This window comes from Streptomyces sp. NPDC093261 (assembly GCF_044753645.1).
Lineage (GTDB): Bacteria > Actinomycetota > Actinomycetes > Streptomycetales > Streptomycetaceae > Streptomyces.
On record NZ_JBIVNO010000001.1, the window covers coordinates 843,306 to 863,409 of the forward strand.

The following is a 20,104-nucleotide window of genomic DNA, read 5'->3' on the forward strand; positions in this document are numbered from 1 at the left end:
CCGGTCAGTAGCCCCTGACGGTCCCTGTGATTTCGCCGCCCGGTGCGACGCGTTCGGCGAGCAGTCCGGCGGCGGCCGCGTAGCAGCGTGCGGCGCGTGCGACAGCGGGCGGGGGATGTGCCGGGGCACCCTCGTCGTGGCCACGCAGCCGGTCCAGGAGGCGGTCGGCCTCGGGGCCGTGCAGTTCGAGGTGGTGGTGCAGCCTCGGGGAGTGCAGGACCGTGGTGCGCCCCTCGCGCCGGACCAGGACGTCGTCCCGCAGCCGCGCCCGGCCGTCCGGCTCGACGGCCGTCGGGCGGAAGCCGGCCCCGGGCTCCACAGGCACCACGCTCAGACACAGAGCCGCGCCGACCGCCAAGTGCCGTACGACCACGTCCTGGTGCACGTCGAGGACGGCGAGGAGACTCCGGGACGCGTCGTCCCAGTGCTCCTCGGGCACCTCGTATCCGGGGAATCCGGGAATCACGTTGGCGAGGGAGATCGGGCCGAGGAGCATCCGGCGCAGCGCCTCGCGGACAGTGGGTGCGGGCCGCGGGACGACACGTCGGCCCCACGGCGTGCGCAGCAGTGCGCCGTCGCCGTCGAACCGGATCGTGACGTCCTCGCGCAGCGACCACAGCTCCGAGAGTTCGGGGGCCGCGAGCCGGTCGATGCGCATAGGAGGTCCTTCCGCGTGTGGTGTGGGGGGATGGGGTGGTGATGGGACTACAGGAACAGCGGTACGGGGTTGAGGTCCTCGAACCGGGTCGGTTCGGCACGTCTGCCGAGCTTGACCGGCACGTCGAAGAGGCGGCCCGCGGCGAACCGGGCCCAGTGCGGGCGCAGGCCCGGCACGACGACCCGGACCACGGGCAGGCCCACGTCGGGACGGGTCTGGTCCAGCACGAGGAGTTCCATTCCGTGCTCGCGCAACAGCGCTACGGCGGCCTCGATGTCCTCGCGCAGATCGTCGCGCGGGGTGTACGCGTGCGTGCCGGGCCCGGTGGGGGTCGAGCCGTCAGGCAGCAGGTACGGGTGGGCGGCCGTGGTGGCGGTGCGCAGCCAATGGGTGACGTCGGGGTCGTCGGCAGCGGTCTTCTCGGACTTCGGGACCCCCTCGACCACATGCGGCATCATCTGGTTGAGCTCGGTCAGGGCGCGGCGCAGGGCCACGTGCGGGTCGAGGTGAGCGCCGAAGCCGAGCATGATCTGCTCGGCCTCGTCCGGACTCCGGTCGGTGCGCCGCGAGAGTGCGACCATCACCGGGATGCCGAGATCCGCCGTGATGTCGAGCACCCACACCTCGCGGTCCAACGAGGCGTGTACGCGGCGCAGTTCGGTGATCCACGGGTCGTCGAAGGCGTCCAGGTCCACCCCGGGGTGGCGAGTGCGGTTGTACCACCACAGGGCGAGCGCGTCACGCTCGACCAGTTCCAGGAAGCCCTGGAGCACGGCGTCCTCCAGAGTGCCGCCCGCGGCCGTGCCGTTCGAGTTGGCCAGGCAGAAGACCCTGTCCTGCGGCTGCGCGACGCCGTAGTAGAGCAGCGTCGAGGGAAGCAGCTTGTGGCGCTCCTCGGTCACGGACCACACCGGGGTCCAGCCGATCTCGGCATCCTCGTCGAAGGGGTGGCAGACGTACTGGAAGGAGCCGTGCCGGGCATTCCAGTCCGCTCGGTCCGCGAACTGCCGCGGGTCGTAGAGCTGGACCGCGTCCGGGTGCACGGCGGCGGGGGCGAGGCCGCGGTAGCTGCCGGTCACCACCGACTCGCCGCCCTCGAAATGGCCGCAGTGCCGCTCGAGGGCTTCAGCGAACGCGCCGACCTCGGCCTGCAGCGCGGAGGTGCCCTTGCCACCGCAGGTGCTGCGCAGCCCGTTGCGAATGGCGCCGAGCCCGTGGGAGCCCGCTGCCGGGTTCGTGCCGGCACCGTAGGAGTGGAAGAACTCGGGCCCCCGCATGTCGCGGCGGATCTCGCGGACCAGTCCGGTCACCGAGTCGATGTGGTGGCCGTAGCGGTCCAGGAGCTGCCGGGGCGTGAGACTGCGGTGACCTCCGCCCCCGGTGTCGTGCTTGATACGGGAGTTCAGCACGACTGGAGCCTGCACCTGGGCGGCGGCCATGCCGGGCTCGCCGCAGGTCACGCACTGTGGACGGCGGCGGACCGGGTGGAGTCCGGCGCCCAGGCCGAGCCCGTCCAGGGTGCGCAGGGCCAGTTGACTCGAATGACGGAATCCGGAGAGCCACTTGGCGGCCTCCAGCGCCGCCGTCTGGAGTGCGGCCAGACGGGCGGCGGGCAGGGCGCAGGAGGGCCGGGGCACCGGGCCCGAGCGGCCCAGCATGCGCTGGATGTGGGCCTCCACCGAGCGGGTGCGCCACAGCCGTTCGGCCAGGCAGGCCCAGCAGGGGCCCTCCGGGTCGCCGAAGAACGGACCGACCCATTGCTCGGTGCCCTCGGTCCGCACCGGCAGCCAGCGGCGGCCGGCGGCACGGTGCTCCGCGTCCACCACGGCGAGCGCGGGGTCGAGGTAGTCGTCACAGGCGACGACCGTGAGCGTGTCCTCCGCCGTCTGACCCCGCGTATCGGCGTCCAGGACGGTCAGACCGGCCACCCGCAGGGCGGCTGCCAACTCCCTCACGTCCACGCTGCCGACCGAGACCGCACGGACGGTTCCGGTGGCACGGCCGGACGCCGCCGAAGCGCCGTCGAGCCCGGCCGCCTCCCAGAACGCCTGCTCGGCGGCCTCCCCGGGTGCCGGCACCCGGTCACGGGCTGCAAGCAGCCCCGCTCCGTCCAGACGGCTCAGGAGGTGGGCGGCCTGCCCGTCAGGCAGAGCGCCCGCGGCGTCGCGGGCGATCCGCTCCAGCGGACGGGTGCCGTCCAGGAGGGGCGCGAGCCGGGCGATCTGCTCACCGTGCAAGGCGGTCACCCGCTGGTCGAAGATCAGGTACACCGCTTCACCGGGCACCTGCTCGACCTGCAGATGCGGCTTGAACCCCACCAGGGGGGCAGCGGTCCCGGCAGCTCTCATCAGGCGTTGTACGCGGCGGCGTCAGTTGCGCCAGGCAGCTCGCTCATGATGCAGAAGCTCTGGCGGAGTTGGAATGCCGGGAAGGCCCCGAACTCCTCGATGACCAGATCGTCCTGTCCGACACCCGCAACAATCGTGTTCCCCTGCATGACATCCATCCCTTGGTCAGTGAGCTGACGTTGGGGGGAATCCCCCGTCGGCACTCGGTTTCCGGTCGTGCCGTCATGGAGAACCCTGCCGCCGGAACCCGGCACTCCCCAGTGCCACGGTCACGCGATGCGCATGAAAGTTTCACATCCGTCACAGGGAAAGCCACATGCCGGGTTGAGGAGCCTCGCACTGGCCGCCGACCAGGTTCGATGAGAGCTTCGGAAGGTGTTGCAGCCGGGCCCGATACGACGGGGAGGTCCGGCGGACCCAACCCCGGAGGTACCCACGATGGAGATCAAGGTGCTCGGCCCACTCATGGCCGAAACGGGCGGCACATCGATCGTCCCGAGCGCCGGCAAGCCCCGGCAGATCCTGGCCCTGCTGTCCGTGTACGCGAACCAGGTCGTGCCCGTGCCGACCCTGATGGAGGAGATCTGGGGCACCGACATGCCTCGCAGCGCCCTGACCACGCTGCAGACCTACATCCTGCAGCTGCGCCGCCTGATCGGTAAGGCGCTCGGCCCCGACAGCCCCTACGAAGCCCGGGACGTGCTGGTCACCAGGCACGGCGGCTACCTGCTCGAGGTGCAGCCGGGCGCGGTCGATGTACACGAGTACGACCGGCTGGTGGCCACCGCCCGTGCCGAGGCGGACCGGGGCGACGACATCACGGCCGCGGCGCTGTACCGCGAGGCGCTCGCCATGTGGCGCGGGCCTGCCCTGGTCGACGTGCGCCTCGGCCCGCTTCTGGAGATCGAGCTGGTGCGGCTGGAGGAGAGCCGGCTGGAGGTGCTGGAACAGCGCATCGACTGCGACCTGCGTCTGGGACGCCATATGCAACTGCTCGCGGAGCTCACCTCCCTGACGGCACGTCACCCGTTGCACGAGGGGCTGCACGCCCAGTGCATGGTGGCGCTGTACCGCTCGGGACGGCAGTGGCAGGCCCTGGACGTCTACCAGAACCTGCGCCGGGGCCTCGCCGACGAACTGGGCCTGGACCCTTCCGCACGGCTGCGGCAGCTCCACCACGCGGTGCTCGCCGGGGACCCGTCCCTGGACGCGGCGACGTCCGCGGGGCGCCGCACCCTGGACCTGTTCGCCGCCTGAGCGCTCACCCGGCCGTCCGGCGCCCTGTCGGGCCCCGCCCTTCCCCGAGGAAGGGGGGCCCGGCGCGTGCCGGGCTCGACCGGTCCTCCAGCGCGCGGTCGCACGGTGCCCCCCGTAGCTCTCCTATCGAACCTGGGGGTTCACCTTGCGAGTCATCGACCTGTCGTCCGCCGTGGACGCGTCGGGGTGGGAGCCGGACCCGATCGTCCACGAGATCATGACGCCGGCCGAGGGAGCCCGGCACATGGCGGCGGAGATGAAGGAGCACTTCGGCCTCGACTTCGACCCCGCCGATCTGCCGGGCGGTGAACTGCTCTCGCTGGACACGCTCACCTTGACCAGCCACACCGGCACCCATGTGGACGCGCCCTCGCACTACGGCTCGACCGGCTCCTACGGGCGTCCGCGAAACATCGACGAGATGCCGCTCGACTGGTTCCTGCGCCCGGCCGTGGTCCTCGACGTCAGCGACGTCGGCACCGGTGTGATCGGCGTCGACCGGCTCGAGAAGGCGATCGCCGAAGCGGGGTACGTGCCGCAGCCGCTGGACATCGTGCTGCTGCACACGGGCGCCTCCCGGTACGCCGGCACCCCGCGGTACTTCACCGACTTCGCCGGACTCGACGGACCGGCCACCGACCATCTCCTGGACCTCGGCGTACGCGTCATCGGCACCGACGCCTGGAGCCTGGACGCCCCCTTCGGACACATGATCCGCGCCTTCCAGGAGACCGGTGAGCCCTCGGTGCTGTGGCCGGCGCACTTCGCGGGCAGACGCCGCGAGTACTGCCAGGTGGAACGGCTCGCCCAGCTCGACACCCTGCCCGTGTGCGGTTTCGAGGTGTCCTGCTTCCCGGTGAAGATCGCAGGTGCGGGAGCGGGCTGGACCCGGGCCGTGGCCCTGATCGGGGAATGAGGCTCCGCACGAGTACGGAGATGGCGGCACCCTGGTTGTTCTGCTTCCACCATGCGGGTGCCGGCGTGTCCTCCTTCGCCCGCTGGCAGCGGGACCTCGGCGACGCCGCCGAGGTGGTGCCGGTGCTGCTGCCCGGACGCGGACCACGCTCCAGGGAACCCCGGATCACGGATGCCGTCGAACTCATGGCGGAACTGCGGGACCTGATCCTGCCGCTGCTGGACCGGCCGTATCTGCTCTACGGACACAGCCTCGGCGGTCTCGTCGCGCACGCGCTGACCCTCGCTCTGCAGGAGGACGGGCTGCACCCGCCCGCGCGGGTCATCATCGGGGCCGTGCCGCCGCCGCACCTGCGCAATCTCCTGCTGCGCAGCATCGGTCTGACCGACCAGCAGCTGCTTGAACTCCTGGTCGACCTGGACGCGATACCCGAGGAGGCCGCGGGCCGCGACACCGCGCTGTGGCAGCGCCGGGTGGTGCCGGCCCTGCGGGACGATCTGCGGCTCGGCGAGTCGCTGTGCCAGTGGGGGGCGGGGGCGCGGCTGCGCACTCCGCTGATCGCGCTCGCCGGGCGGGACGACCCGATCTCACCGCTGGCGGACATGGCCGAGTGGGCGGACTACACGGATGCCGGGTTCCGGCTCCAGACCCTGGCGGGCGGCCACTTCTTCGTACGGGAACGGTCCGTGCCGCGGCTGCTGCGTGAGGTGGCCGAGGAACTGCGGGAGCCGTTCCAAGGCGAGTCGAGCGCGGATCGAGAGACCGCGCCGAGACTCGTCTCAACAGCTGACCGATCAGAGAGGTGACGCAGCCGTGCTGCATTCTCCCGGGGCGAACCCCCGCGACCCGCGAACCGAGGAGGCCCGATGAGCCGCCGCGTCGTCATTACCGGAATCGGTGTGGTCGCCCCCGGGGGCGTAGGCACCAAGGAGTACTGGTCCCTGCTGACCGAGGGCCGCACCGCGACCCGGGCGATCTCGCTCTTCGACGCCTCGGCCTTCCGGTCCCGCATCGCCGCCGAGGTCGACTTCGACCCGGTCCTCGAGGGGCTGACCGAGGAGCAGGGCCAACGGCTCGACCGGGCCGCCCAGTTCGCGCTGGTCGCCGCACGCGAGGCGGTCGCCGACAGCGGGGTGGACACCGAAAGCCTGGACCCGTTCCGCACCGGTGTCACCATCGGCAGCGCGGTCGGCGCCACCACCGGCCTGGACTACGAGTACGCCGCGGTCAGCGACAACGGTGCCGGCTGGCTCGTCGACCACGAGCGGGCCGTTCCACACCTGTACGAGTACTTCGTGCCGAGCTCGTTCGCCGCGGAGGTGGCCTGGGAGTTCGGTGCCCAGGGCCCCACCGCCGTGGTCTCCACGGGCTGCACCTCCGGCCTCGACTCGGTCGGGCACGCCGTGGAGCTGATCCGCGAAGGCAGCGCCGACGTGATGATCGCCGGCGCCACCGAGGCGCCGATCTCGCCGATCTCGGTGGCCTGCTTCGACGCCATCAAGGCCACCTCCAACCGCAACGACGAGCCGGAGACCGCCTCCCGGCCCTTCGACAAGTCGCGCAACGGCTTCGTTCTCGGCGAGGGCTCCGCCGTGTTCGTGCTGGAGGAGTACGACCGGGCCCTCGCCCGTGGCGCGCACGTCTACGCCGAGGTCGCCGGGTTCGCCTCGCGTTCCAACGCCTACCACATGACGGGGCTTCGGGCCGACGGAGCCGAGATGGCGGAAGCCATCACGGTCGCCCTCGCGGAGGCGGGCATCCCCGGCACCGACGTCGACTACATCAACGCACACGGCTCGGGCACGCTGCAGAACGACCGGCACGAGACGGCCGCGTTCAAGCGCAGCCTGGGCGAGCACGCCTATGACACGCCCGTGTCGTCGATCAAGTCGATGATCGGGCACTCGCTGGGCGCCATCGGTTCGCTGGAGATCGCCGCCTCCGCTCTCGCCATCGAGCACGACACCGTGCCGCCCACCGCCAACCTGCACGAGGCCGACCCGAAGTGCGACCTCGACTACACGCCGATCAAGGCGCGCGAGAAGAAGGTCGACACCGTGCTCAGCGTGGGCAGCGGCTTCGGCGGCTTCCAGAGCGCGATCGTGCTCACCAAGCCCGAGCGGAGGAGCAGCGCCGCATGACCACCGAACTCCTGACCCGTACGACGACCGCCGTCTTCACCGGCATCGGTGTCGCCGCCCCCAACGGCCTGGGCACCGAGGCCTGGTGGCGGGCAACCCTGGCCGGCGAGAGCGGCATCCGTCCGGTCGCCCGTTTCGATGCGAGCGGCTACCCGTCGACCCTGGCCGGTGAGGTGCCGGGCTTCGATCCGGCCGAGCACATTCCCAACCGGCTGATGCCGGCCACCGACCACATGACCCGGCTGGCGCTGACCGCGGCCAAGGAGGCCATCGAGAACAGCGGCGCCGATCCGGCCGAACTGCCGCCGTACTCGGCCGGCGTGGTGACCGCCGCCTCGGCCGGCGGGTTCGAGTACGGCCAGCGCGAACTGCAGGCGTTGTGGAGCAAGGGCGGCCACTACGTCAGCGCGTACCAGTCGTACGCGTGGTTCTACGCCGTCAACACCGGCCAGATCTCCATCCGGCACGGGATGAAGGGGCCCAGCGGGGTCCTCGTCACCGAGCAGGCCGGAGGTCTGGACGCGGTGGCGCAGGCACGGCGGCAGCTGCGCAAGGGCAGCTCGCTGATCGTCACGGGCGGGGTGGACGGCGCGATCTGCCCCTGGGGCTGGACGGCGCAGCTCGCGGGCGGCCGGATGACCTCGGTCGATGACCCCGCGCGGGCGTATGTGCCCTTCAGCGCGAACGCCTCCGGCCATGTCGCCGGCGAGGGCGGCGCGATCCTCGTCCTGGAGGACGCGGAGGCGGCTCGGGCCCGCGGGGCGCGTGTGTACGGGCGGCTCGCCGGTTACGCGGCGACCTTCGACCCGGCCCCCGGCCTGGGCGGGGAGCCGGGTCTGCGCCGTGCCGCCGAACTCGCTCTGGGAGAGGCCTCGTTGGTGCCCTCCGCGATCGACGTGGTGTTCGCCGACGCGGCCGGCGTGCCGGAGCTCGACCGGCAGGAGGCCGAGGCCCTCACCGCGCTGTTCGGCCCGCGCGGAGTGCCGGTGACCGCGCCCAAGACCATGACGGGGCGGCTGGGCGCCGGCGGTGCCTCGCTCGACTTGGCGGCGGCGCTGCTGTCCGTGCGGGACGCGGTGATCCCGCCGACGGTGAACGTCACGGCGCCGGCCGACGGGTACGCACTGGACCTGGTCACCGAGGCCCGGCGCGGACCCGTCCGTGCCGCGCTCATCCTCGCCCGCGGCCGGGGCGGCTTCAACGCCGCGGCCGTGGTCACCGCCGACGACTAGGCCGTGTCTTCACATGATCCCGGACAGTGGATCACGGTTGGATGACACGTCGCCATGAACCGCCCGAGGCCGAGGGGGAGTTCGTCAGGCCGCCGCCGCCCTCGTCCTCGCGGGGACGGGAGCGGTTGGACGACCGAAGGGTCCTCGACGGAATCGTGTGGAACTTCCGGACCGGGACGGCCCGGCGGGATGTGCCCGAGCGATACGGGCCGTGGGCCACGCTGTACACCCGCTTCCGCCGGTGGGCGGCAGGCGGCACCTTCGAGCGGATGCTCATGGCCGCCCAGGCGCGCGGGCGGACGCGGTCGGCGACATCGGCTGGCTGGTGTCGGTCGACTCCACCATCGTCCGCGCCCACCAGCACGCCGCCGGGGCCCGAAAAGGGGGCTTCGCAACCCAGGCCTCGGACGTTCCCGGTGATCCGCACGAGCGGCCCCGGGGCCGCTCGTCCCCACACAGGCTCCTCGTGCCGGGGCCTGTCCGGCGCACCGCCTCGATACGGGGCACACCTCGGCCTCTCGACTCCTGTTCCCCACAACTCATCGATCAGATAGGTGACTTACATGAACCTCAAGGAACTGACCACGCTGCTGCGCGACTGTGCCGGTGTCGACGAGGGCGTCGACCTGGACGGCGACGTCCTCGACGTCCCCTTCGACGAGCTCGGCTACGACTCGCTCGCCGTGCTCCAGGTGACGGGTGTCATCGAGCGCGACTACGACATCCAGCTCTCCGACGACACGGTCGCCGAGGCCACCACGCCACGGCTGCTGCTGGAGTTCATCAACCACCAGCTGAACGCGGTACCGGCCACGCAGGCCGCCTGAGCCGCACGTCCGGCCCGCACGCCGAAGGCCGCCCACCCTCGCGGGTGCGGCGGCCTTCGGCGTGTTCCGGGTCCCGTTTGGCGCGGCGCACACGACAGTGCCCGCACGCCGGGGGGATTTCGCGTGCGGGCACTGACGTGGTGGGCCGGCACGAGGGGGAGCCGGCCCGATGAGGAGGGTCTGGAAAGGGCTTCGGCCCGATGGCCGAGGGCCCGTTTCGGTTCAGGTGGTCCCGTCAGATCAGGTCGTCGCGGGTGATGCGACGGTCCTCGATCTGCCAGGTGCCGTCCTGGCGCACGATGCGGTCCTCGCACAGGGTGCTGGCCTTGATCTCGGGACGGCCACCGCGCGGGGTCTCGATGACCAGGGCGTAGCAGCGGGCGGTGACGGCCTGCTCGGTGGCGGACTCGACCGAGACCATGCCGAGCCAGTGGCGGCGCTGGACGCCGGCCGCCGCGTAGGCCGCGGTGGCGTCGGCGGCGGCCTTGGTGATGGCGGCTCGGCCGACGGCCGGGACGGGCTGGGCGTTGGCCGCGAAGACGCCGTCCTCGGTGAAGGTCCGGGCCCACTCCTCGACCCGGCCGTCGTCGAGCAGGTGCATCTGCTGGGCGTAGAACTGCTGGATCTCCTGGTACAGCCCGGCCGTGGTGGTCTGCGGCAGCTCGGTGACGGTCATACGGGTCCTCTCCTGCGGTGGTCCTGGGTGGTCCCGGTGCGGGCCTCCTGGCGCCGTCCACCCTCGGCGTCGCGGCTCGAAGGGCGGTCGGGCAGTTCTGGAGCGGCGGTCATCCACCGGTGCTCGACACCGGTTCGAGCGGGGCTCGGCACTTTGGCCGCACCGACATCGAACGTCCGAGGAGTTACCCCATGGCTCAGCAGCCCAAGGACCGCAAGGCCGCGCTGATCACCGGCGCCACCAGCGGCATCGGCCTGGCAGCCGCCCGCACCCTGGCCGAGGCCGGGTACGCCGTGTTCATCTGTGCCCGCACCGAGGACTCCGTGCGGCTGACTCTGAAGCAGCTGCGTGAGGAGGGGTACGAGGCCGACGGGACCGTCGCCGACGTGCGTGACCCCGAGTCGGTGACGGCGCTGGTGGGTGCCGCCGTGGCCGCGTACGGCCGGGTCGACGTGCTGGTCAACAACGCCGGCCGCAGCGGCGGCGGTGTCACCGCCGACATCACGGACGAGCTGTGGAACGACGTCATCGCGACCAACCTCAACTCCGTCTTCCTCACCACCCGCGAGGTCCTGAACCAGGGCGGCATGCGCGAGCGCGGCTGGGGCCGGATCATCAACATCGCCTCCACCGCGGGCAAGCAGGGCGTGGTCCTCGGCGCCCCCTACTCCGCCTCCAAGCACGGTGTGGTCGGCTTCACCAAGGCGCTGGGCAACGAGCTCGCGCCGACCGGGATCACCGTCAACGCGGTCTGCCCCGGCTACGTCGAGACACCGATGGCGCAGCGCGTGCGGGCCGGGTACGCCACCGCGTACGACACCTCCGAGGACGCCATCCTGCAGAAGTTCCAGGCGAAGATCCCGCTCGGCCGCTACTCCACGCCCGAGGAGGTGGCCGGTCTGGTCGGCTACCTGGCCTCCGACACCGCCGCGTCGATCACCTCGCAGGCCCTCAACGTCTGCGGCGGCCTCGGCAACTTCTGATCCCTCCACGCCCTTTTCAGCAAAGGAAGTCACCCGTGTCCGTGACCACGCCCCACCGCACCCTGCACAGCGTCGCCGTCGCCGCGCCCGCCGAGGTCGTCTACGGCATCGTCGCCGATGTCACCAAGTGGCCCCAGTACTTCGCCCCGAACGCCCACGTCGAGCACCTGGAGAAGGGCGAGGCAAGCGAGCGGATCAAGATCTGGGCGCTCTCGAACGGCGAGGTCAAGAGCTGGATTTCGCGCCGCACCCTGGACGCGGCGGGGCTGCGCGTCGACTTCCGGCAGGAGGTCTCGGCGCCTCCGGTGGCCGCGATGGGCGGCGCCTGGGTGGTCTCGCCCGTCGACGAGAACTCCTCGCTGCTCGAACTCCACCACGACTTCGCGGCCGTCGACGACGACCCGGCCGGCGTCGAGTGGATCACCTCGGCCGTCGACCGCAACAGTGCCGCCGAACTGGACAACATCAAGGAACTCGCCGAGAGCCACCGCGAGCTGGACGAGCTGGTGTTCTCCTTCGAGGACACCGTGGAGATGGCCGCGGACGGCGCCGACGTCTTCGACTTCCTGAACCGGGCCGACCTGTGGCCCGAGCGGCTGCCGCACGTGGCGCGCCTGGACCTGACCGAGGACGAGCCGGGCGTGCAGCTCATGGCGATGGACACCAGCGCCCGTGACGGCTCCACCCACACCACCGAATCGGTGCGTGTGGTCTTCGCCCCGGACCGCATCGTCTACAAGCAGACCACCGTGCCCGGCCTGATGACCGCGCACACCGGCAGCTGGACGATCCGTCCCGTCGAGGGCGGGGTCGCCGTCACCTCCGTCCACACGGTCACCCTCAAGCCGTCCGCCGTGGAGCCGATCCTCGGCGCGGGCAAGACGGTCGCCGACGCCCGCGCGTATGTGCACAAGGCGCTGAGCACCAACAGCACCAACACCCTCAGGCTGGCCAAGGCGCACGCGGAGGCGCTCCATGGCTGAGTCGCCGTTCTCCGTGCCCGAGCGGCTGGACGAGTTGCTCTCCCGTGCCGCCGCCGCGCACCCGGAGCGCCGGGCGGTCATCGCGGGCGACACCGAACTGGACTACGCCACGCTCGACGCCCGGGTCAGCTCCGTGGCGGCGGCGATGCGGGAGATGACCGGCGCGGGCGACGTGGTCGCGGTGGCGTCCGTGCTGCACCCGGACTTCGCCGTCGCCTACTACGCCGCCGCGCGAGCGGGCCGTACCGCGGCCGTGGTCAATCCGCTGCTGCGCGAGGAGGACCTGCTGCACGTGCTGTCCCTGAGCGGGGCCACGCTCGCCGTCGTGGACACGGCCCTTCAGGAGCGGCTGGGACATGTGCGGGACAGGCTGCCCGCGCTGCGCGAGGTGATCGGGATCGGCGAGCTTCCCGAGGGCACGGGCGCCCTGGCCGACCCAGGCACCGGCGCCGAGGACATCGCCGTGCTGCAGTTCACCAGCGGCACCACGGGCCGGCCCAAGGCGGTCCGGCTCAGCCACCGCAATGTCGTGGTCAACGCGGCCCAGGTCGCGCACGCCCACCTCCTCGACGGGGACACCGTCGCCCTCAACCACCTGCCGACGTACCACCCGATGCACCTCAACTCGGCGATCGCCGCCGGGGCCACGCAGGTGCTGTGCGCCGCGCCGGAGCCGTATGCGGCGCTGATGGCCGCCGATCGGCACGGCGCGACGATCTACTACAGCCTGCCGGTGCGGCTGGCGCGGCTCGCGGCCGACCCGGACCTGGACAGCATGCCGGTGCGCACGCTCAAGCGGATCGCGTCCGGCGGTTCGGGGCTGCCGGCGACGGCGGCACACCGTCTGACGAAGCGGTTCTCGGTCCCCGTGCTGCAGGGGTACGGGCTGGCCGAGACGTCTCCGCTGACCCACAGCGACGACCCCGACAACCCGGTGCACGGGTCGGTCGGCACGCCCGTCGCCGGTACGGAGTGCCGGGTCGTGGACATCGACACGCGGGCGGTGCTTCCCGCCGGGACGGCCGGTGAGGTCCAGGTACGCGGCCCACAGGTGATGCGGGGCTACCTCGGCGGGCCCGACGGCACCGGTCTGGAACCGGACGGCTGGCTGAGCACCGGGGATGTGGGCCGGGTGGACGAGGACGGCCGGCTGTTTCTCGTGGACCGGCTCAAGGACGTCTTCAAGTGCGACAACTTCCTGGTCGCGCCGTCCGACGTGGAGCGGATCCTGCTACGCGACCCGAGGGTCGCGGACGCCGTGGTCGTCGAGCTGCCGGACGCCGGCCACGGCGCGGTGGCCGGGGCTCTGGTCGTGCTGAAGGACGCCCTGGGACCGGCGCTCGAGGACATCGTCGCCGCGGTCAACGACCAACTGCCGTACTACCAGCACATCCGGGACGCGGTGACGCTCGACACCATCCCGCGCTCCGGCAACGGAAAGGTCCAGCGACGCCTGCTGGCAGCACACCTGACGCAACACCAACCCGCCTGACTCCGCGGAGGAAACACCCATGCACTTCACCGTCATCAACACCTTCACCCTCAAGGACGCGGCGGACGCGGCGGACTTCGAGGTCCGCTTCCTCAGCCACGTGGAGTGGATGAGGGCCCGGCCCGGATTCGTCGCGCACCAGGCGGTGCGCTCCCTCGAACAGCCCGGGGTCTACGTCAACTTCGGCTGGTGGCAGCGGCCGGAGGACTTCCAGGCCGTGCTCGCCAGTGACACCTTCAAGGCGCACGCCGAGGAGTTCCACAGAATCGTGGACGTGACCGCCGACCCGTCCTTCGGCGTGCTGCGCCTGGACGGCACGGCCGCGCAGGAGGACGACCACCTGGTCGTGGAGTACGTCACCGCCGGGGAGGGCGACGACATCGCCGCGCTCTACGGCCGCTACGCCGACGCGGACGGGCTCGTCTCCGTCGACCTGGCCAAGTCCCTGTTCGCCCGCCCCGGCGGCTACACGGCCCTGTCGCGCTGGCGCTCGGCCGCGCAGGCGGACGCCGCCCGCGCCACGATCGTGGAGCGCGCCGAGCCCGCCCGCCCGATCGCCGGCACCCGCGCGGAGCTCGCGCCCGCCGGGGCCTGAGCGGAGGGGAGGACCGCATGCACTACCGCCGACTCGGCGCGAACGGGCCGGTGGTCAGCCGCGTCGCGTTCGGGAACTCGCTGACCGCGGGCAACCAGCTCGCCGACGACGACGCGCTCGCCTGTGTACGCGCCGCCCTGGACGCCGGCATCACCACCTTCGACACCGCGGACGCCTACGCGGACGGCCGGGCCGAGGACGTGCTCGGCCGGGCTCTCGCCGGCGTGGACCGGGACTCCGTCGTCGTCTGCACCAAAGTGGGCAGGGGCGGCGGGCCCGGTCCCGGCGCGCTCTCGCGCGCACGGATCACCGCGAGCCTGGACGCGTCGCTTCGCCGCCTCGGCACCGGGCACATCGACCTGTACCAGGCCCATCTGTACGACGACTCGACCCCGCTGGAGGAGACCATGCGGGCCTTCGCCGACGCCGTGCGCGCCGGGAAGGTCCGCTACGTCGGCGTCTCCGAGTGGGCCGCCGACGAGATCGAGGAGGCCACCGCGCTCGCACGTGAGCTGGGCGTGCCGCTCGTGGCCAACCAGCCGCAGTACAACCTGCTGTGGCGGGTGATCGAGACCGAGGTGCTGCCCGCGTGCACCGCCCTCGGCATCGGCCAGATGGTCTGGTCCCCGCTGGCCGGGGGCGTACTCACCGGCAAGTACCGGCCGGGGCACCGCCCGCCGGCCGGTTCGCGTGCGGTGGCCGCGCGCGGCGGCGATGTCTCCCTCCAGCGCTGGAACTTCCTGTCGGAGGAGGTGCTGACCGCCGTCGCCCGCGCCGGGGAGCTCGCCGAACAGGCGGGGCTCACGCTGCCGCAGCTCGCACTGGCCTGGACGCTGCGCGGCGAGTCGGTCGCCACGGCCGTCATCGGCGCCTCCGCGCCCCACCAGATCGCCCGCAATCTCGCGGCTCTGGACACCGCCCTCGACCCGGAGCTGCTGCATCGCGTGGACGCGGCGCTCGCCCAGGTCGTGGTCCGCGACCCCGCCCTCACGCTGAGCCGCATGCTCCGCGCCAAGGCTTCTCCATCCCCTGTGAGCCGAGAGGAACGCCATGACCATGGCCGCTGACCGCCAGGTCCACCGCACCCGCGCCGAGGTCGACATCGACGCCCCCGCCGACGCCGTCTACCGGGCGCTGACCGGCGTCGCGGACTGGCCGGTGCTGTACCCGTGGATCGCGCACACCGAGGTCCTCGGCCAGGAGGGTCCCGACGACGAGGTGAAGTTCTGGGCCGTTCGGCCCGAAGGGGGGCTGCGCGTCTGGACGTCGCGGCGCACCCTCGACCCGGAGGCCCGCCGCATGGTGTTCGTGCAGCGGGGCTCGGTCGGTCCGATCAAGGAACTCGGCGGCACCTGGGACTTCCTGCCGCGCGAGGACGGCGGCTGCCGGGTGGAGTCCGGACACTGGTTCACCACGGACGCCGACCCGGCCCTCACGGCCGGCGAACTCGACCGGCACGGCGCCCTCCAGATGCGGACGCTCAAGTCGCAGACGGAGAGCGCCACCGCTCTGACCACGGCCGTCATCCGGGTCTCGGACTCGGCGCCGGTGCCGGGGTCCCTCGCCGAGGTGCGCGGCCGGCTGCTGGCCGCGCTGCCCGCGGGCGAGGGGGACGCCTGGTTCGGCGAGACGGACGCCGGGCCGACGGTGCAGATCGCGCACGGTGGCGACGTCCTCGTGCAGAAGCGGCTGTCGCCGCCCTCACCCACGGAGCTGTACCGGACGCGGTGGCGGCTGGCCGAGGAGGCGGGCGGCGTGCGGGTGACGGCCGATGTGCTGGCCGTCACCCCGCGCGAGCACGACCGGGCGCGGCGGCTGGCCGAGACCGAGGTGCGCGACGCGCTCGCCCTGGCAGGTGCCCGATGAGCGAGGCGCCGGACGTCGAGAACACCGAAAACGCCGAGAACACCGAGAACACCGAGGTCGTCGAGTCGGACGTGTGCATCGTCGGCGCCGGGCCGGCCGGGCTCACCCTGGCTCTGCTGCTGCTGCGGTCGGGACTGCGGGTCAGCGTGGTGGAGCGGTCGCGTTCGCACCAGCGGGAGTTCCGCGGAGAGATCCTGCAGCCCGGGGCGATGAGGATCCTGGACCAGCTGGGCGTGCTGGAGGACGCGCGGGCGCGCGGCTGTCACGAGCACTCCCGGTTCCGTCTCGTCGAGCAGGACCGGGTGCTGCTCGACATCGACTACCGGTCGCTGCCCGCCCCGTACAACCATCTGCTGTCCATCCCCCAGTCCCATCTGCTGGGCGAACTCCTGCTGCACTGCGGCCGGTTCAGCGGTTTCCGCCATGTCGAAGGCTGCCGCGTCGGCGGGCTGCTGCGTGACGACGGCGGGCGGGTGACCGGGGTGACCGCTGACGACCACGCCTTCCATGCGAAGGTGGTGGTCGGCGCCGACGGGCGGTTCTCCAAGGTGCGGCGGCTTGCCGGGATCGAGGCGGGCCGGACCGAGGCGTTCGACCAGGACGTGCTCTGGTTCAAGCTGCGCGGCGAGCGGAGCGAGGGCGGCCGGGACGTACGGGTGTTCCGGGGCGCGGGCACCAGCCCGGTCCTGGTCTACGGGTCGTGGCCGGACAACGTGCAGGTCGGCTGGACGCTGCCGCACAAGGGCTACCGGAAAGTCGCCCAGGGGGGCCTCGGGCACATCAAGGCCCAGCTGGCGCGGGCCGTGCCCGCTTACGCCACGCTCATCGACGACCAGATCACCTCGCTGCGCGACCTCAGCCTGCTCGACGTGTTCTCGGGGCGCGCCGAGCGCTGGGCCGTGGACGGCCTGGTGCTGATCGGGGACGCCGCGCACACCCACAGCCCGATCGGCGCGCAGGGCATCAACCTGGCCGTGCAGGACGCCGTGGTGCTTCACCCGCTGCTGGTCGAGTCGGTGCGCCGCGAGGACGCCGGCGTGGAGTTCCTGTCCCGTTTCGAGCGGCTGCGGGCGCCCGACATCGCGGCGATGATGCGACTGCAGGGCATCCAGAGCAAGGCAATGCTGTCTACGGGCACGTTCGCCACCAAGGTGAGGCCCCGCCTGGCAGCGGTGGTCCGCCACACGCCGCTGTACCGGAGGATCCTGCGCACCATCGCGTACGGCAATCCGTCGATCCGGGTCGCGGAGGAGTTGTTCGTGCTGTAGCCGGAACATGCGAGAGGGGGGGGGGGGGGGGCCGGGCCCCCCCCCCCCCCCTCTCGCATGTTCTGCTTCGTTACGCGACCAGCGTCCGCTCGCGGGCCGTGTCGACGACCACGGCGTACAGTCCGCCCTGCACCTCCGCGTGCGCGGCCATGCGCTGCGCGTCGGCGGCCATCTCGGGGCTCTTCAGGACCGGCGCGTAGGCCTCCGGCCCGGTCCACCAGCCGACGTTGACGTAGGAGCCGGTCTCGCGGTCGGAGTGGACCAGCTGGTGGGCGAGGAAGCCCTCGTTGGCCTTCACGAAGGAGACGTGCCCGAGGAAGGCTTCCTCGAAGGCCTGCTGGTCGGCGCCCTCGCGCAGGGTGAACGTCGTCAGCGCGACCGCGGCGTCGGCCGCCGGGGCCTGCATCTCGCCCACGCCGTCCGCGGCACGCTCGCCGGCCAGCACCGGGCCGTGCACGCTGGTGATCGACGCCAGGTGGACGAACCGGCTGCTGACGGCGGTGAAGAACTGCCAGTCGCCGACGACCGTGCGGTGCGTCTCCGCGTCACGCCACCAGGTCAGGATGACGAAGGAGTCGGGCGAGGAGATGCCGCGCAGCAGCGCGGTGCGCAGCAGGCCGTCGCGCTGTGAGACGGCCTCCTTGTAGGTCTGGTACGCCTTCTCGAACTCGGCGCCCTTCTCCTTGTGCTTGTCCTTGAGCACGAAGTGGGCGACGGCGACGACAGGAGCGTTGGCGGTCATGTGTCTGTACCTTCCAGTTAGGTGACGGTCGATCAGGCGGGTTGCGGAACGTAGGCGCGGACGTATTTGTCGAGCACGGCCCGGTAGTAGTCGGGGCCGAAGCCGAGGCCGTACACGGTCGGTACGAAGCGGCAGAGCTTGTCGATGGAGACGGGCTGGGCGCCGGATGCCTCCACATAGGTCTTCTCGGCGCTGGTGCCGAGAATGGCCTCCATGTGGGCGACGACGTCCTCGATGCGCGAGGCCTGCCCGGAGGCGACGTTGACGACATCGCGGGTGCGGCCGTCGACCAGCAGTGTGTGCACGATCTTGACGACGTCCTCGACATCGATCAGGTCGCGCTGCGCACCGCGGTGCACCTGGATGCGCCCGCTCGTCAACTGCCGCACCAGGGCGGGCAGGAGCTGGTGCGCGGGCTGGTTGAAGCCCACCACGTGGGACAGGCGCAGGATCAGGTACTCGACGTCGGAGGACTTGACCACGGCCTCGAGGGAGAGCTTGTGGCGGCCGTAGGGGGTGGCCGGGTAGACCGGTCCGTCCTCACGGCCCGGCGAGGCGTCGGGCACCGAGTACATCCCGGCGGACGCCGTGGAGAAGAACACCAGCCGCTTGCCGTGCTTCTCGCAGTACCGCAGCGTCTCGTAGAGCCGGGCCGACTCCCTCGTGTACTGCTCGGGCGGGATGTCTCCGGCGGCCGAGACCCCGGCGGCGAGCGCCACCACGTCGGGGTGGTGGTCGCTGATGCCTGCCAGATGCCCGGCCAGGAATCCCCTGCCGACGATCTCCATGGGGTGTGCCAACTCCTTGCGGTGGATGGATGGTTCACGGACGCGGCGAGGCGGCCCAGTCGGGGACGGAGAGGATCTCCAGGACGGCGGTGGTGATCGTGTAGCCCGCGCCGCCGCCGTAGAGCATCACGTGGTCGCCGGGGCTCAGCGCGCCCGTGCACAGCAGGTGTTCGAGTCCCGCCGCCCAGTCGCCCGCGCCGATGTGGCCGCTGCGGCGAGCGAACTCCCAGGTGGTCCGCTCCTCGTCGACGCCGAGCAGGTGGTGGATCTGGAAGGGTCCCTGGATCCGCCCCGTGGACGGGATGACGACATACGTGAGGTCTTCGGTCTCCAGGCCCGCGTCGTCCAGGACGGCCTGCTTGGCCTCCTGCATGACCTTGCCGAACCGGATGTTGGTGAACGTCTCGTCGCTGACGGCCCGGTGGGCGTCGCCGCGTGCGGTGAGGTCGATCTGCCGTTCGGCGGCGCGGGAGACGGGGGCGAACTCCTCGTCGCCTCGGGCCATCGGTTCGAGGGTGTTGTCGGCGACGGTGGCGGTGGCCACCAGCCGGGCGAAGCCGCCCTCGGTGGACAGGACGGTGGCGGTGGCTCCGTCGGCGTAGGCGTTGCCGTGCCTCAGACGCCAGCGGTCGGCGCCGGGGCCGCCGAACCGGTCGGCCGTGGTGAGCATGACCGCGCTGCCGAGACCGGCCGTCAGATGGGCGGCTGCCAGCTCGAGGCCGCTGATGCCGACGTTGCAGCGCTGCTGCACGTCCATTCCGGGCACAGTGGAGCCGACGGTGCGCTTGGCCACGTAGGAGGCGGCCGGCCAGATGTCCAGCCCCTGGAACCAGGTGCTGCCGTGCAGCAGCAGGGAGTACGCGGACTTCGCGAGGCCGGAGCGCTCATGGGCGGTGCGGCCCGCGGCGACGGCCATGTCCGGCGGGGCGGTCCACGCCTCCCCGTCGCCCTCCCGGGCGATGCGGACGGACTCGTACCCGAAGTCGTCGATCCACTCCTGGCCGCACTCCCCGGCCGCGACGCACTCACCGACCGGCACCGGGTCGGGCAGCCAGCTGCCGAGTCCGGCGACATAGACATCTCTCCAGCGCATCCAGCTACTCCTCCGGCTCGGAACTCGGGCGTTTCGGCATGCGCCCAAGGTCGGCGCACGCTCTTGAACCGCACTGGAGTCCGGGAGGGGAACGGACGGAGGCGGCGGTCTCGAGTCCCGCTCAAGCGGGACCCAAGCGGCGCCCAAGACGCGGTGACGAGGCTGTGATGCACGACCGGAGAGCGGGCGGACCGCGCCCGACGCCCCGACGCCCTCGCCCCCACCGACTCCTCGGAGAC

The 20,104-nt window shown here is 71.8% G+C and carries 21 protein-coding genes; 14 read left to right on the forward strand and 7 right to left on the reverse strand.

What is annotated here, in order from left to right; translation table 11 throughout:
• Positions 1-4: 4 nt before the first annotated feature.
• From ACIP94_RS03865 to ACIP94_RS03875, 3 genes are read right to left on the reverse strand one after another with little or no spacing between them, the layout of a single operon-like run.
• Positions 5-658, reverse strand: coding sequence for a hypothetical protein (locus tag ACIP94_RS03865; RefSeq protein WP_402419052.1), 654 nt, complete (start codon positions 656-658; stop codon positions 5-7).
• A 47-nt stretch (positions 659-705) separates the two neighbouring features.
• The gene (locus ACIP94_RS03870; RefSeq protein ID WP_402419055.1) at positions 706-3,006 is read right to left on the reverse strand and encodes a TOMM precursor leader peptide-binding protein; all 2,301 of its coding nucleotides are present in this window, start codon (positions 3,004-3,006) and stop codon (positions 706-708) included.
• On the reverse strand, positions 3,006-3,155 hold the full coding sequence (locus ACIP94_RS03875) for a hypothetical protein (protein WP_402419058.1): 150 nt from the start codon (positions 3,153-3,155) through the stop codon (positions 3,006-3,008). The genes ACIP94_RS03870 and ACIP94_RS03875 overlap by 1 nt, the downstream gene beginning before the upstream one ends.
• A 289-nt stretch (positions 3,156-3,444) precedes the next feature.
• On the opposite strand from ACIP94_RS03875, the gene ACIP94_RS03880 reads away from it, so the two are divergent.
• From ACIP94_RS03880 to ACIP94_RS03910, 7 genes are all read left to right on the forward strand, one after another.
• Entirely contained in the window at positions 3,445-4,263 is an 819-nt protein-coding gene (locus ACIP94_RS03880) for a BTAD domain-containing putative transcriptional regulator (protein WP_402419061.1), read from the forward strand.
• A 145-nt stretch (positions 4,264-4,408) separates the two neighbouring features.
• Entirely contained in the window at positions 4,409-5,179 is a 771-nt protein-coding gene (locus tag ACIP94_RS03885) for a cyclase family protein (protein ID WP_402419064.1), read from the forward strand.
• A gap of 20 nt (positions 5,180-5,199) precedes the next feature.
• Positions 5,200-5,985 carry a thioesterase II family protein gene (locus ACIP94_RS03890; RefSeq protein WP_402419066.1) on the forward strand — a complete coding sequence of 262 codons (786 nt, stop codon included), beginning with the start codon at positions 5,200-5,202 and terminating at the stop codon, positions 5,983-5,985.
• 60 nt (positions 5,986-6,045) lie between these two features.
• On the forward strand, positions 6,046-7,320 hold the full coding sequence (locus ACIP94_RS03895) for a beta-ketoacyl-[acyl-carrier-protein] synthase family protein (protein ID WP_402419068.1): 1,275 nt from the start codon (positions 6,046-6,048) through the stop codon (positions 7,318-7,320).
• Positions 7,317-8,552 (forward strand): ketosynthase chain-length factor, encoded by a 1,236-nt coding sequence (locus ACIP94_RS03900; RefSeq protein ID WP_402419071.1) that lies wholly within the window; start codon positions 7,317-7,319, stop codon positions 8,550-8,552. Before ACIP94_RS03895 ends, ACIP94_RS03900 begins: the two co-directional genes overlap by 4 nt.
• A gap of 41 nt (positions 8,553-8,593) precedes the next feature.
• A complete protein-coding gene (locus ACIP94_RS03905) occupies positions 8,594-9,106 on the forward strand; it encodes a transposase (protein ID WP_402419074.1) in 513 nt (170 codons plus the stop codon).
• A gap of 9 nt (positions 9,107-9,115) precedes the next feature.
• Positions 9,116-9,379 carry an acyl carrier protein gene (locus tag ACIP94_RS03910; protein ID WP_402419077.1) on the forward strand — a complete coding sequence of 88 codons (264 nt, stop codon included), beginning with the start codon at positions 9,116-9,118 and terminating at the stop codon, positions 9,377-9,379.
• Between the two features lie 235 nt (positions 9,380-9,614).
• Here the strand turns inward: ACIP94_RS03910 and ACIP94_RS03915 are convergent, their stop codons facing one another.
• Positions 9,615-10,055 carry a nuclear transport factor 2 family protein gene (locus ACIP94_RS03915; RefSeq protein ID WP_402419082.1) on the reverse strand — a complete coding sequence of 147 codons (441 nt, stop codon included), beginning with the start codon at positions 10,053-10,055 and terminating at the stop codon, positions 9,615-9,617.
• Between the two features lie 191 nt (positions 10,056-10,246).
• Here ACIP94_RS03915 and fabG point away from each other — a divergent pair, with 191 nt between their 5' ends.
• Genes fabG through ACIP94_RS03950 form a run of 7 tightly spaced genes read left to right on the forward strand, consistent with a single transcriptional unit; the run spans position 10,247 to position 17,242 of the window.
• A complete protein-coding gene (gene fabG, locus ACIP94_RS03920; protein ID WP_402419085.1) occupies positions 10,247-11,038 on the forward strand; it encodes a 3-oxoacyl-ACP reductase FabG in 792 nt (263 codons plus the stop codon).
• A gap of 35 nt (positions 11,039-11,073) precedes the next feature.
• On the forward strand, positions 11,074-12,021 hold the full coding sequence (locus ACIP94_RS03925; RefSeq protein WP_402419088.1) for an aromatase/cyclase: 948 nt from the start codon (positions 11,074-11,076) through the stop codon (positions 12,019-12,021).
• A complete protein-coding gene (locus ACIP94_RS03930) occupies positions 12,014-13,513 on the forward strand; it encodes a class I adenylate-forming enzyme family protein (protein ID WP_402419091.1) in 1,500 nt (499 codons plus the stop codon). The genes ACIP94_RS03925 and ACIP94_RS03930 overlap by 8 nt, the downstream gene beginning before the upstream one ends.
• Positions 13,514-13,532: 19 nt before the next feature.
• Positions 13,533-14,108 carry an antibiotic biosynthesis monooxygenase family protein gene (locus ACIP94_RS03935; protein ID WP_402419094.1) on the forward strand — a complete coding sequence of 192 codons (576 nt, stop codon included), beginning with the start codon at positions 13,533-13,535 and terminating at the stop codon, positions 14,106-14,108.
• A 17-nt stretch (positions 14,109-14,125) separates the two neighbouring features.
• Positions 14,126-15,175, forward strand: coding sequence for an aldo/keto reductase (locus ACIP94_RS03940; protein WP_402419097.1), 1,050 nt, complete (start codon positions 14,126-14,128; stop codon positions 15,173-15,175).
• Positions 15,165-15,974 carry an SRPBCC family protein gene (locus ACIP94_RS03945; protein WP_402419100.1) on the forward strand — a complete coding sequence of 270 codons (810 nt, stop codon included), beginning with the start codon at positions 15,165-15,167 and terminating at the stop codon, positions 15,972-15,974. The genes ACIP94_RS03940 and ACIP94_RS03945 overlap by 11 nt, the downstream gene beginning before the upstream one ends.
• A complete protein-coding gene (locus tag ACIP94_RS03950) occupies positions 15,971-17,242 on the forward strand; it encodes an FAD-dependent monooxygenase (RefSeq protein WP_402419103.1) in 1,272 nt (423 codons plus the stop codon). Before ACIP94_RS03945 ends, ACIP94_RS03950 begins: the two co-directional genes overlap by 4 nt.
• A gap of 70 nt (positions 17,243-17,312) precedes the next feature.
• Here the strand turns inward: ACIP94_RS03950 and ACIP94_RS03955 are convergent, their stop codons facing one another.
• The 3 genes from ACIP94_RS03955 to ACIP94_RS03965 are packed head-to-tail and all read right to left on the reverse strand — an operon-like array spanning position 17,313 to position 19,865.
• Complete coding sequence (locus ACIP94_RS03955; RefSeq protein WP_402419106.1) at positions 17,313-17,984, reverse strand: antibiotic biosynthesis monooxygenase; 672 nt, start codon at positions 17,982-17,984, stop codon at positions 17,313-17,315.
• Between the two features lie 32 nt (positions 17,985-18,016).
• On the reverse strand, positions 18,017-18,772 hold the full coding sequence (locus tag ACIP94_RS03960) for an NAD-dependent epimerase/dehydratase family protein (protein WP_402419109.1): 756 nt from the start codon (positions 18,770-18,772) through the stop codon (positions 18,017-18,019).
• 34 nt (positions 18,773-18,806) lie between these two features.
• Positions 18,807-19,865, reverse strand: a complete 1,059-nt coding sequence (locus tag ACIP94_RS03965; protein WP_402419111.1) for a ketoacyl-ACP synthase III family protein — start codon at positions 19,863-19,865, stop codon at positions 18,807-18,809.
• Positions 19,866-20,104 lie beyond the last annotated feature (239 nt).